Source organism: Nonomuraea sp. NPDC001636, assembly GCF_040298265.1.
In the GTDB taxonomy this organism is placed as follows: Bacteria; Actinomycetota; Actinomycetes; order Streptosporangiales; family Streptosporangiaceae; genus Nonomuraea.
Genome location: NZ_JBEOZT010000014.1, coordinates 33,297 through 45,082, shown reverse-complemented (window position 1 = coordinate 45,082; position 11,786 = coordinate 33,297). Strand labels below are relative to the sequence as shown.

The 11,786-nt window shown below is 71.4% G+C and carries 14 protein-coding genes; 10 read left to right on the top strand and 4 right to left on the bottom strand.

The genetic code is table 11. From position 1 onward, the window contains the following. Nucleotides 1–34: 34 nt before the first annotated feature. Nucleotides 35–664, top strand: a complete 630-nt coding sequence (locus ABT158_RS25240) for a bifunctional DNA primase/polymerase (RefSeq protein ID WP_352357287.1) — start codon at nt 35–37, stop codon at nt 662–664. 48 nt (nt 665–712) lie between these two features. Continuing rightward, nucleotides 713–2,002 (top strand): glutamate-1-semialdehyde 2,1-aminomutase, encoded by a 1,290-nt coding sequence (gene hemL / locus ABT158_RS25235; protein ID WP_352357285.1) that lies wholly within the window; start codon nt 713–715, stop codon nt 2,000–2,002. On the opposite strand, the gene ABT158_RS25230 is transcribed toward hemL, so the two are convergent. Beyond that, the gene (locus tag ABT158_RS25230; RefSeq protein WP_352357283.1) at nt 1,944–2,843 is read right to left on the bottom strand and encodes an EamA family transporter; all 900 of its coding nucleotides are present in this window, start codon (nt 2,841–2,843) and stop codon (nt 1,944–1,946) included. The genes hemL and ABT158_RS25230 overlap by 59 nt on opposite strands. A gap of 183 nt (nt 2,844–3,026) precedes the next feature. On the opposite strand from ABT158_RS25230, the gene ABT158_RS25225 reads away from it, so the two are divergent. After that, on the top strand, nt 3,027–3,947 hold the full coding sequence (locus ABT158_RS25225; RefSeq protein ID WP_352357281.1) for a LysR family transcriptional regulator: 921 nt from the start codon (nt 3,027–3,029) through the stop codon (nt 3,945–3,947). Nucleotides 3,948–3,973: 26 nt separating this feature from the next. Here the strand turns inward: ABT158_RS25225 and ABT158_RS25220 are convergent, their stop codons facing one another. Beyond that, a complete protein-coding gene (locus ABT158_RS25220) occupies nt 3,974–4,834 on the bottom strand; it encodes an EamA family transporter (protein ID WP_352357279.1) in 861 nt (286 codons plus the stop codon). 241 nt (nt 4,835–5,075) lie between these two features. Between ABT158_RS25220 and ABT158_RS25215 the strand changes: the two genes are divergently transcribed. The 5 genes from ABT158_RS25215 to ccsA all read left to right on the top strand — a co-directional run bounded on the left by ABT158_RS25215 (nt 5,076) and on the right by ccsA (nt 9,575). Then, nucleotides 5,076–5,714 (top strand): histidine phosphatase family protein, encoded by a 639-nt coding sequence (locus ABT158_RS25215; RefSeq protein WP_352357277.1) that lies wholly within the window; start codon nt 5,076–5,078, stop codon nt 5,712–5,714. A gap of 71 nt (nt 5,715–5,785) precedes the next feature. Next, nucleotides 5,786–6,349 (top strand): TlpA family protein disulfide reductase, encoded by a 564-nt coding sequence (locus ABT158_RS25210; RefSeq protein ID WP_352357275.1) that lies wholly within the window; start codon nt 5,786–5,788, stop codon nt 6,347–6,349. Beyond that, on the top strand, nt 6,342–7,064 hold the full coding sequence (locus ABT158_RS25205; protein WP_352322524.1) for a cytochrome c biogenesis CcdA family protein: 723 nt from the start codon (nt 6,342–6,344) through the stop codon (nt 7,062–7,064). The genes ABT158_RS25210 and ABT158_RS25205 overlap by 8 nt, the downstream gene beginning before the upstream one ends. After that, on the top strand, nt 7,064–8,626 hold the full coding sequence (gene resB / locus ABT158_RS25200) for a cytochrome c biogenesis protein ResB (RefSeq protein WP_352357272.1): 1,563 nt from the start codon (nt 7,064–7,066) through the stop codon (nt 8,624–8,626). The genes ABT158_RS25205 and resB overlap by 1 nt, the downstream gene beginning before the upstream one ends. Next, nucleotides 8,616–9,575 carry a cytochrome c biogenesis protein CcsA gene (ccsA, locus tag ABT158_RS25195; protein WP_352357270.1) on the top strand — a complete coding sequence of 320 codons (960 nt, stop codon included), beginning with the start codon at nt 8,616–8,618 and terminating at the stop codon, nt 9,573–9,575. The genes resB and ccsA overlap by 11 nt, the downstream gene beginning before the upstream one ends. On the opposite strand, the gene ABT158_RS25190 is transcribed toward ccsA, so the two are convergent. Beyond that, nucleotides 9,572–9,859: a PLDc N-terminal domain-containing protein gene (locus ABT158_RS25190; protein ID WP_352322521.1), complete on the bottom strand. Its 288-nt coding sequence runs from the start codon at nt 9,857–9,859 to the stop codon at nt 9,572–9,574. The genes ccsA and ABT158_RS25190 overlap by 4 nt on opposite strands. Before the next feature lie 123 nt (nt 9,860–9,982). Between ABT158_RS25190 and ABT158_RS25185 the strand changes: the two genes are divergently transcribed. Next, nucleotides 9,983–10,960, top strand: a complete 978-nt coding sequence (locus tag ABT158_RS25185; protein WP_352357268.1) for a hypothetical protein — start codon at nt 9,983–9,985, stop codon at nt 10,958–10,960. Nucleotides 10,961–10,970: 10 nt separating this feature from the next. Next, a complete protein-coding gene (locus tag ABT158_RS25180) occupies nt 10,971–11,216 on the top strand; it encodes a hypothetical protein (protein WP_352357266.1) in 246 nt (81 codons plus the stop codon). Between the two features lie 165 nt (nt 11,217–11,381). Here the strand turns inward: ABT158_RS25180 and ABT158_RS25175 are convergent, their stop codons facing one another. Next, nucleotides 11,382–11,603, bottom strand: coding sequence for a BldC family transcriptional regulator (locus tag ABT158_RS25175; RefSeq protein ID WP_026214226.1), 222 nt, complete (start codon nt 11,601–11,603; stop codon nt 11,382–11,384). Between the last annotated feature and the right edge of the window lie 183 nt (nt 11,604–11,786).

The following is an 11,786-nucleotide window of genomic DNA, read 5'->3' as shown; positions in this document are numbered from 1 at the left end:
GACCTCCTCAGGCGCTGACTCGACGGGAGACACCATGGTGGGGGTACCACTGGCTCGGCGTACCAGAAAGCGGTCGCGGCCGACACGCATCGATTCCGTGCTGGAGTACGCGTCCCTGGGCTGGCCCGTGGTGCCGGGAGCCTTTCCGCTGCGGCACGGCCCGCGCGCGTGTTCGTGCGACCGCGTCGGCTGTCCCGACCCCGGCGCCCATCCGCTCTCGCCCGCCTGGCACATGCAGGCCACGACGGACACGACGCTGCTGACCCGCTGGTGGGAGAGCGAGCCGGAGGCCAACGTGATCCTGCCCACAGGGCGCGTGTTCGACGTGTTCGACGTACCGCTCGCCGCCGGCCTGTCGGCCCTCACCAGGATCGACGCCGCCGGAGCCCACCCAGGCCCGGTCGCCGCTCAAGGCGACCGGGTCTTGTTTTATGTGGCCACCCGCGGCAACCCCGAGGACGAGGACGAGTGGTGGTCCTGCCAGCTCGACTGCGACCCGGCCACCATCGACGACACGCCGGGCCTGCGCTGGCACTGCCGCGACAGCTACGTGCTCGCGCCGCCCTCCATGCTGCCCTCGGGCCAGCCGGTGTCCTGGCTGCGGCCCCCGGACGGCCGTCCGCTGCCCGACCCGCTGCGCATCCTGGAATGGCTCGCCGACTGAGCACGCCCCGCGGCGGGGGCACGGACCTGCGGGACTAACCTGGGTCGGGTGAGCCGTACACAGAACTCCGAAGACCTTTTCACCCGCGCCAGGGAAGTGGTGCCCGGCGGCGTCAACTCGCCCGTGCGCGCGTTCGGCGCGGTGGGCGGCACGCCGCGTTTCATGGCCTCGGGCCAGGGGCCGTACATCACCGACGTCGACGGCAACCGCTACGTCGACCTGGTCTGCTCCTGGGGCCCGATGATCCTCGGCCACCGGCATCCCGCGGTCGTCGAGGCCGTCTCCGGCGCGGTCGCGCACGGCTTCTCCTACGGCACCGCCACGCCGGGCGAGGTCGAGCTGGCCGAGGAGATCGTCTCCCGGATGGCGCCGGTCGAGAAGGTGCGCCTGGTCAGCTCCGGCACCGAGGCGACGATGAGCGCGGTGCGCCTGGCGCGCGGCTTCACCGGGCGGTCCAAGGTGATCAAGTTCGCCGGCTGCTACCACGGGCACGTCGACGCCCTGCTGGCCTCGGCCGGGTCAGGGGTGGTGACGTTCGGGCTGCCGGACACGCCCGGGGTGACCGGGGCGTCGGCGGCCGACACGATCGTGCTGCCGTACAACGACATCCAGGCGGTGGCGGAGGCGTTCGCGGCCGCCGACGTGGCCTGCGTGATCACCGAGGCGTGCCCGGCGAACATGGGGGTCGTCCCGCCGCTCGACGGGTTCAACGCCCGGCTGCGCGAGCTGTGCACGGCCAACGGTGCGCTGCTCATCGTCGACGAGGTGCTGACCGGCTTCCGCGTCTCGTCCGCCGGCTGGTACGGCCTCGACCCGGTCGACGCCGACCTGATGACGTTCGGCAAGGTCATGGGCGGCGGGCTGCCCGCGGCGGCGTTCGGCGGCCGGGCCGACGTGATGGCCTTCCTGGCTCCGGAGGGGCCGGTCTACCAGGCGGGCACGCTGTCCGGCAATCCGCTGGCGTGCGCCGCGGGCCTGGCCACCCTGCGTGCCCTCGACGCCGACGCCTACGCGCGCATCGACGCCGCGGCGCTCGCGGTGGGCGACGCGGCGGCCGAGGCGCTGGCGAAGGCGGGCGTGCCCCACCGGTTGCAGCGTGCCGGCAGCCTGTTCTCCATCTTCTTCGCCGACGCCGAGGTGACGAACTTCGACCAGGCCAAGGCCCAGAACACGGCGGCCTTCACCGCGTTCTTCCACGCGATGCTCGACCAGGGCGTCTACCTGCCGCCGTCGGCGTACGAGGCGTGGTTCCTGTCGGCCGCGCACGACGACGAGGCGCTCAACCGGATCGCCGAGGCCCTGCCGGCAGCGGCGAAGGCGGCCGCGGCGGTTCTGTAGCCCGGCGCGGCCTGGTGCCGGCGTACAGCACGCCGGCGACGATGAGGGCCGCGGCCAGGAGCTTCGTCCAGGAGAGGGGCTCGCCGGTCACCAGCGCGGCCGACGACATGCCGAACACCGGCACCAGCAGCGTGTACGGCGCCACGGTCGAGGCGTCGTACCGGCGCAGCAGCCAGCCCCACACGCCGAACCCGCCGAGCGTCGAGACGAAGGCCACGTAGGCCAGCGACAACCAGCCCTCGGCGGGGGCCGTCAGCACGGGCGGCCCCTCGACCAGCAGCGACAGCAGCAGGAGAGGCGGCGCGGAGAAGGCGCTCACCCAGACCATGAACCGCAGCGAGTCCGGCGGCGCGGCCCTGCGCTGCACCACGTTGCCGAGCCCCCAGGCCGCGGCGGCGGCCACGCACAGGGCGAAGGCGCCCAGCGGGCCGGACACCCCGAAGTCGAACGCGACCAGCGCCAGCCCGCCGAAGGCGACCGCCAGGCCGAGGACGCGGCGGGCGGTGAGCCGCTCCCCGAGCAGCGTCACCGCGAACAGCACGGTGAACAACGCCTGCATCTGCAGGACGAGAGAGGTCAGTCCGGCCGGCATGCCCGCTCGCATGCCCACCAGCAACAGGCCGAACTGACCCACTCCGAGAGTGGCCGCCACCCCGGCGACCCAGCGCCACGGGACTCCCGGCCGCCCCGCGAGCAGCAGGGCGGGGAACGCCGCCAGGGTGAACCTGATCCCCGCGTACAGCAGGGGAGGGAAGTGCTTCAGGCCGACCTGCATGACGACGAAGTTGAAGCCCCACACGGCCGCGAGGCCGACGGCGAGGGCGAGGTGGCGGGGGCTCACGCAGAGCGGGTCTTCTGGTACCGGTTGCGCTGCTCGCGAGCCTGCTCGGCGAGGACCTTCAGGTACGAGGTGGAACGGATCTCGGGCTTCCTGCTCTTAATGATTCGCATGCATATATTTTCATCTGCTTCAGATACAAGGACAAGCGAGACTTTCTACGCTAAACCCTTTAGTCTGGCTTACATGTTGGACCTGAACCGGCTCAAGGCACTTCACGCCGTGCACGTGTACGGGTCGGTCGGCGCGGCCGCCGACGCGCTCATGGTCACGCCGTCGGCCGTCAGTCAGCAGATCGCCAAGCTGGAGCGGGAGACGGGCGCCCGGCTCATGGAGCGCAGCGGCCGGGGCGTGCGGCTGACCGACGCCGCCGGCCTGCTCGCCGAGCACGCCGAGCGCATCCTGGCCCTGGTCGAGACCGCGGAGGCGGACTTCGAGGCGCTGCGCGGCGAGGTCGTCGGCCGGCTCAGCATCGCCGCCTTCGCCACCGCGACCCGCGGCCTGATGCCCGGCGCGCTCGTCCAGCTCAAGAGGCACCACCCCGACCTGCACGTGCAGCTCTACGAGCGCGAGCCCGAACGGGTGCTGCGCGAGGTGGCCAGGGGCGAGCTGGACCTGGGCGTGATGCAGGACTGGCTCAACCGGCCCATCGCCATGCCCGAGGGCCTGTCCAGGGCCACGCTGCTCGACGACGTGGCCGACGTCGCCATCCCCGCCGACCATCCGCTGGCCGGGCGCAGGGAGGTGGGGCTGGCCGAGCTGCACGGCGAGCGGTGGATCAGCTCGTCGCCCGGCACGGTCTGCCACGACTGGCTGGTCTTCACGCTGCGCAACGCCTCGCTGGAGCCGGAGATCGCGTGCATGGCCGACGAGTACCCCACCCAGCTGGCGCTGGTCGCCGCCGGGCTCGGCTGCGCGATCGTGCCGCGCCTGGGCCGCGACTGCGTGCCCGACGGCGTGCGGCTGGTCCCGATCATGCCGCGGCAGACGCGCCGCATCTACGCGGTGTGGCGCACCGACGCGGCCCGCCGTCCCGCGATCAGGGCCACGGTCGAGGCCCTGATCGGCGTCAGCCGCGAGCAGGAGAACGCCTGGGCGGTCAGCTGAGCACCCGGCCGTGCACCTGGCCGCGGTCAGCTGAGCGCGATGGCCACCACGCCGCCGAGGATCACGCCCGCCGCCAGCAGCCGCCGCCGCAGGTCGCCCTCGGCCAGCAGCCGCCCGCCGAGCAGCACCGCGATCAGCACGCTCACCTCGCGCGCCGGCGCCACCACGCTCACCGGCGCCATCGTGAACGCGATCAGGACCAGCAGGTACGACAGGAAGATCAGGAACGCCGCTCCCACGATCCGCGACCGGTGCTCCCGCCACACGGCCCCGACCAGCCGCCGCCTGGCCCCGGCGACGAACGGCGTGAGCGCCAGCGCCCGCCCGACCTCGCCGAGGTAGTTCAGCATGATCGGCGCCACCGCGAACGCGCTGACCACCTGCGAGTCCCACACCGTGTACCCGGCGATGAACAGCCCCACGACCAGCCCCGATACCAGCCCCCGCAGGTCGCCCCGCCCGGCCGCGCCGCCGCTCATCATGAACACCCCGACCCCGACGAGCACGATCCCGGCCACGCCGGCCGGCGCCGGATGCTCGTCCAGGAACAACACGGCGACCAGGCTGGCCAGCATCGGCCCCGTCCCGCGGGCGACGGGGTAGACCAGCGACAGGTCGCCCGCGCCGTAGCCGCGCTGGAGCAGCACGAAGTACCCCAGGTGCAGGGCCGTGCTGCCGCAGATCACCGCCAGGTCGCCCCACGACAGCCGGGCGCCCGTGACCAGCAGGAACCCGGCGAACAGCGGGCTCCACACCACCGTGGCCACGACCCCGACCAGCCAGAGGAAGACGATGCCGTCCGCCTGGGACGCCTTCTTGCTCAGCAGGTTCCAGGTGGCGTGCGCGACGGCGGCGACGAGAATGAGGACCAGCGCCCAAGGGCTCATCCGGGCGACTCCTTCCAGGGGTGACGGAGAGGAGCCTCCAGGCTTTTGTCCCGTCAGCTGTACGGCCCGGCGGGCCGCGGCGCCGCTCGGACCTGTCTTCCGGCCCTGGTTGTGTGACGGGGGAGGCGGACCGGACGCGGAACCCTAGGCGCAGTCGTCCCGACCATACCCCCGCGCGAAATGCCGGACCAGGCAGCCCCTGACTATGACCGGCATCGAAACGGATAGGCTGTGGCACACCATGGCTGAAACCACCGTCGTCCACCTTTTGCGCCACGGTGAGGTGCACAATCCCGGCGGCATCCTGTACGGCAGGCTGCCCGGCTACCACCTGTCCGACACCGGCAGGCTCATGGCCGAGACGGTCGCCAAGGCCGTCGGCGGCCGCGACATCGTCGCCATCCACAGCTCGCCGCTCGAACGCGCGCTGGAGACCGCGGCCCCGCTCGCCGACAAGCTCGGCCTCGACGTGACCAAGGACGACCGCCTGCTCGAAGCGGCGAACATGCTGCAGGGCCGGCCGGTCGGCCAGGGGCTGGCCATCCTTCGCAACCCGCGCAACTACCGCTACTTCTGGAACCCGCTGCGCCCGTCGTGGGGCGAGGCGTACCCGGCGATCGTGGCGCGCATGAAGTCGGCCGTCGACGACGCCAGGGCGGCCGCGCGCGGGCACGAGGCCGTGCTGGTCAGCCACCAGCTGCCGATCTGGACGATCAGGATGGCCGCCGAGGGCCGCCGGCTCTGGCACGACCCGCGCCGCAGGCAGTGCGCGCTGGCCAGCCTCACCACCTTCACCTTCGAGGGCGACCGCCTGGTCAGCGTCGGCTACAGCGAGCCGGCCGGGTCGCTGAGTTCGGGGCCGTCGATACCAGGGGCCTGATGTCCGGGCCGGGTCCGCCCGCCGGTAGAGTTGCAAGCTCTACCGGTTGTAGTACAAGGAGATCATCCTCCGTGCGCGCGACGTCCATCTCCCTCGTTCTCCTGGCCGCGCTGGCCGCGGGCTGCGCGGCAAACCAGAGCGGGCAGCCCCAGGTGGGCGACACCCGGTTCGTCGCGGGCGACGGCAAGATGCAGGTCTTCGACGCCGCCGAGCGCAAGGCGGCCCCGCCGGTCGAGGGCCCCACGCTCGACGGCGGCACGGCCTCGCTGGCCGCCCACAAGGGCAAGGTCGTGGTGATCAACTTCTGGGCCTCGTGGTGCGGCCCGTGCCGGGCCGAGGCGCCGGTGCTCAAGGAGGTCGCCGCCAAGACCAAGGGCGACGTGCAGTTCATCGGCATCGACTTCAAGGACCGGCAGGCCGACGCCCTCGCCTTCGAGCGCACCGAGCAGACCGGCTACTCCCACATCTTCGACCAGCCCGGCAAGGTCGCGCTGTCCTTCCAGGGCACCGTGCCGCCCGCGGCGATCCCGTCCACGCTGGTCATCGACAAGCAGGGCCGCATCGCGGCCAGGGCGCTCGGGGCGGTCAAGTACACCGACCTGATGAACACGGTGACCAAGGTGCGCGATGAGTGACGTCGTCGCCTCGGGCTCGCTGCTGCTCGCGGTGCCGATCGCGCTGCTGGCCGGGGTGGTGTCGTTCCTGTCGCCGTGCGTGCTGCCGCTGGTGCCGGGCTATCTGTCGTACGTGACGGGCATGAGCGCCGACCCCAAGCGGGGGCGGCTGGTGCTCGGCACGGTGCTGTTCGTGGCCGGGTTCGCGCTGGTGTTCGTGCTCAGCGGCGCGCTGTTCGGCGGGCTCGGCTCGATCATGCTGGGCAACGCCCAGGTCATCACGCGGGTGCTCGGCGTCCTGACGATCCTGCTCGGGCTGGCCTTCCTCGGCGTGCTGCCCGGCCTGATGCGCGACGTGCGCATCCACAAGCTGCCGGCCGCGGGCCTGGCCGGCGCGCCGCTGCTCGGCGTGGTGTTCGGCCTGGGCTGGACACCGTGCATCGGCCCCACGCTGGCCGTCGTGCTCACGCTCGGGCTCAACGAGGGCAGCGCCTCGCGCGGCGCGCTGCTGGCCGTCGCCTACGCGCTGGGCCTCGGGCTGCCGTTCGTGGCCGCCGCCCTGGCCTACAGCAAGGCCCTGCGCACGTTCCAGGCCGTGCGCCGGCACACCCGGCTGATCACCAGGATCGGCGGGGGCATGATGGTGGCCGTCGGACTGCTGCTCGTCACCGGACTGTGGGGTGCGATGATCGCGGCCATGCAGGGGCTCATCGGCGCGTTCGAGCCGGTGATCTGATGAGCGTCGACGAGCTGGTGCGCGAGCAGCGCGAGCCGCGGCAGGCCGGGATGGGGCCGGTCGGCTGGCTCCGGTGGGGCTGGCGCACCCTCACCTCGATGAAGACCGCGCTGATCCTGCTCTTCCTGCTGGCGCTCGGCTCGATCCCGGGCTCGCTGGTGCCCCAGCGCAGCGTCGAACCCGACAAGGTGGCCCAGCTCTACCAGCAGAACCCCACCCTGGCCGAGTGGTACGACCGCTTCCAGCTCTTCGAGGTGTTCACCTCGGTCTGGTTCGCCGCCGTCTACCTGCTGCTGTTCACCTCGCTCGTCGGCTGCATCATCCCGCGCACCGCCACCTACCTGCGCGAGCTGCGCCGCAAGCCGCCCGCCGCGCCCAAGAACCTGTCCCGGCTGCCCCACTCCGACTCCTTCGAGGGCGACCTCACCGTGGAGGAGGCCGCCGGGCGGCTGCGCAAGATGCGCTTCCGCGTCGTCACCGGCGACGGCTGGGTGGCCGCCGAGAAGGGCTACCTGCGCGAGACCGGCAACCTGTTCTTCCACGTCGCGCTGATCGGCATCCTGCTCGCGGTCGGCTTCGGCTCCCTGTACGGCTACCGCGGCAACGTCCTGGTCGTCGAGGGCGACGGCTTCGCCAACACCGTGGCCGCCTACGACAGGTTCATCCCCGGCAGCCGGGTCTCGGCCGAGTCGCTCCAGCCGTTCTCGTTCGAGCTGACCGACTTCAAGGCCACCTACCAGGTCGAGGGCGACAAGAAGGGCCAGGAGCTCGACTACTCCGCCTACCTGAAGGTGCACGACGAGCCCGGCGCGCCCGCCCGCGACTACGAGCTCAAGGTCAACGACCCGCTGGAGGTCGACGGGACGCAGACGTACCTGATCGGCCACGGCTACGCGCCCGTCTTCAAGGTCACCGACGGCAAGGGCCAGGTCGCCTACGAAGGGCCCGTGGCCTGCCTGATCGACCAGAAGGCCACGCTGACCTCGTCGTGCGTCGTCAAGGCGCCCGACGCGCAGCCGTCCCAGCTGGGGTTCCTGCTGCGGTTCCTGCCCACCAGCGTGCCGCTGACCGACGGCACCTACGCCTCGGCCTTCCCCGGCGAGCTCCAGCCGCAGGTGCAGCTCCTCGGCGGTTACGTGGGCGACCTCGGCATGCGGTCGGGCAAGCCGCAGTCGGTCTACAAGATCCTGCCGGACGAGCTCGACGGCAAGGTCGTGCCCGTGGTGCGGGGATCGTTCGCGACCAAGCCGCTGTCGGTGGGGGAGTCCACCGAGCTGCCCGACGGGGCGGGGAAGCTGGAGTTCACCGGCGTCAAGGAGTGGATCACGCTCCAGACCGCCTACGACCCCGGGCGCGTGCCCGCGCTGATCGCCGCGGCCGTCGCGGTGGTCGCCATCGCGCTGTCATTGATGATCCGCCGCAGGCGGGTCTGGGTGCGGGTCAGGGAAGGGCGGGTCGACGTGGGCGGCCTGACCCGTACCGAGGGCTCCGCGGCGGGCTTCGCCGAGGAGTTCGCCGAGATCGTCAAGGCTCTATCAGCAGGAGAACAGCATGTCCGCTGAGCAATTGGCCGGGCTGAGCGACAACTTCGTCGTCGGCGCCGTCCTGCTCTACATCATCGCCATGGTGGGCTTCGCGATGGAGCTGGCCTTCGGAAGGGCCGTCCTGGGCAAGGCGGCCGTGAAGCGGGCCGCCCGGCAGCCCGTCACGGTCGGCGCCCCCTCGGAGGGCGACGCCGCGCCCGAGGCCGAGGCGCCCGTCGCCGATCCCGCGCCCGTCATGGCGGGCGGGGCCAGGGCCGGGCGGGTCGCGCTCGTGCTGGCCTGGATCGGCTGGGCCGCCAACCTCGGCGCCATCATCACCCGCGGCCTGGCGGTCGGCCGGTGGCCGTGGGGCAACATGTACGAGTTCGTGGTGGCCATCTGCTTCGCCGCCGTGACCGCGTTCCTGTTCACCCAGGTCCGCCAGAACGTGCGGTTCCTGGGCGCGTTCGTCATGATCGCCGCCACGCTCGGGCTCGGGTTCGCGGTCAAGGTGCTCTACACGGCGGCCGGGCCCGTGGTGCCGGCGCTGAACTCGTACTGGATCGCGATCCACGTCACCGCGGCGATCCTGGCCAGCGGGCTGTTCACGCTGGCCGGCGTGTCGGGCGTGCTGTTCCTGGTGCGCGGCGAGGGGCTCTCCCGCCTGCCCAGCCGAGACGACCTGGAGCGGGTGGCCCACCGCGCGATCGTGCTGGCCTTCCCGCTGTGGACGTTCGCCGTCATCGCCGGCGCGCTCTGGGCCGACCGCGCCTGGGGCCGCTACTGGGGCTGGGACCCCAAGGAGGTCTGGTCGTTCATCACCTGGGTGGCGTACGCGGCCTACCTGCACGCCAGGGTGACGGCCGGCTGGCGGGGCAGGGCCGCCATGATCGTGCAGCTGCTGGCGTTCGGGTGCCTGATCTTCAACCTGGTCGGCGTCAACATCTTCATCTCCGGCCTGCACAGCTACGCCGACGTCAGCGGTTAGTCCTCGCCGCGCATCCGCCGGTCGAGGTCTCGCAGGAAGTCGGGGTCGTCGTCCGGGCCCTTCGGCGCGCCCGGGCCCGGCGGCACCGGCCACGGGTCGCGCTCGGCCCTGGGCCGCCCGCGCAGCATCCAGATCACGCCGCCGAGCAACGGGACCAGCACGACGATGAGGACCCACAGCGCCTTTGGTACGTTCCTGACCTCTTCCTCGGGTGCGGTGATGACGTCGAAGAGTGAGAAGAGCCAGAAGGCCAGCAACGCCAGGCCGATCAGAACACCTGCCATGCCCGAACTGTAAGCCATCCGCGACGTGATCGTGTCGGACGATGTCCCGTTTCGGATGACTCGGGAAGATCGGCGTCGTACCGTGGAACCCGGTTCGCCATGGACGCGGCGTGAAGGGGTGCGATGGCCTTTTCTCACGACAAGGGCCGACATCGGCGCGGCCGTTGGTGGCGCCGCGGGTCGTACCTGTTCTCGCGGCGTGACGAGGCTCCTCCGGACGCGGACCGTTCCTTCTGGTCCCGGCGGAGGGAGAGCCGCCCGGAGGCCCCGAGAGAGCAGCTCAAGGGCGCCGAGCGGCGCAGGGAGCAGCAGCCGGAGCGGTTCGCCCGCCCCGGCGCCCCCCAGCGGCGCGAGGTCACCTGGGACGGCCTCTCGCTGCGCGAGCGCGCGCCACGCCTGCCCGCCGCCGTCGCCGAACGCCCCCGCTACACCTGGTACGACTTCGAGCTCGACGACACGCCGCCGAGGGCCCAGCCCAACAGGCCGGAGGCCCCCTCCATCGGCGACGGACTACGCCACTGCGGCAAGCTGGAGAAGATCCTCCACCGCCAGTGGGACGCCCGGCACGGCCCGCCCTCCAAGGACGCCGTACGCGCCGTGGAAAGCCTGGCCCGGCTGCCCGACCGGCTGAAGGAACTGCTGGCCGCCGGCCTCGAAGGCATCTACGTCGGCCCCGGCGGCGTCCCCGACCTCGACGACATGGGCTACTTACGCGGCGCGCCGCTCCCGTCCGGGCGGGCCACCTGGGACATCTGCGCCGGCGCGTACGGCGACCGCAAGATCGTGGTGGGCGACCGCCCCTCACCCACGCCGGACGTGATGATGCACGAAGTCGGCCACGCCATCGACGACCTGGACTCGTTCCACGGCGAATGGGTGTCGGACTCGCCGGAGTTCGTCCGGCTCTACGAGAACGCCTTCCCGAAGCTGGCCTCGACCTTCCACCGGCAGGGCAACGGCCTGGGCCGCAAGGAGTTCTTCGCCGACGCCTTCGCCGCCATCGCCGCCCGCCAGCGCCCGGCCCTGGTCGACATGCTCGGCGGCGACACACGGATGGCGCTCGACGTCATGCTCTTCTTCAACCGGCGCTACGGAATCTAGGTGATCAGCCATGTACGTCATCCGGCTCGCTGACGGGACCCTGCGCGTGCCGCAGACCCTGACCAGCGAAGACGGGCGTCTGATCGGCAACGCGTACGTGGACGTGCAGCCCGGCGATGCCGACTACGACAAGTGGCTGCCCGAGTCGCTGACCGAGGAGGAGGCGGCCGAGCGCCGCAGTCGCTGGGAAGAGGAGAACGACGACCTCGAACGCGAGTTCCTGGCCTTCAAGGCCAGCCAGGAGGAGGACGCCTGAGAAGGACAGGCGCCAGCCACGGTCGGCGGTTGGCGCCGCCCCGTGCCTGCCCTCGGGAAGTGTGGCCCGCAGGCACGCTCGACCACGGCCTCACGACGTGAGGCGGATTGAGGTCCCGCCAGCGGTGATCCTGGCGGATCTCAGGATCACCGACTAGACGGAACGTCAGACGCGCGGGGACTCACCTGCTGGCCTGTCGGCCGTGAGAACGTCCTCGCCTCGAAGAAGGGCGTGCACTTCCGACTCGCGGAAGCGCCGGTGCCCTCCGGGGGTGCGGATACTGCTGATGCGGCCTGCCGCAGCCCAGCGCGTAACCGTCTTTGGGTCTACCCGGAAGAGGGCGGCAACCTCTCCTGGGGTCAGCAGACGCTCGCTGCTACTCTCCACCAATCTCTCCCCCTCGCATCCCGCTTCCTGCCAGCGGGCGGACAGGTAACCAGTGTGTCGAGCGAAGCCTGATTTATCCGTGGTTTTCGACAAAGATCACGGGTTGTTATCAGCTGACTGCCCGATTGTTATATGATAGAGCCTCTTTGGGGCTCTCGTGGGTGTTTCTTTACGAAACACCCT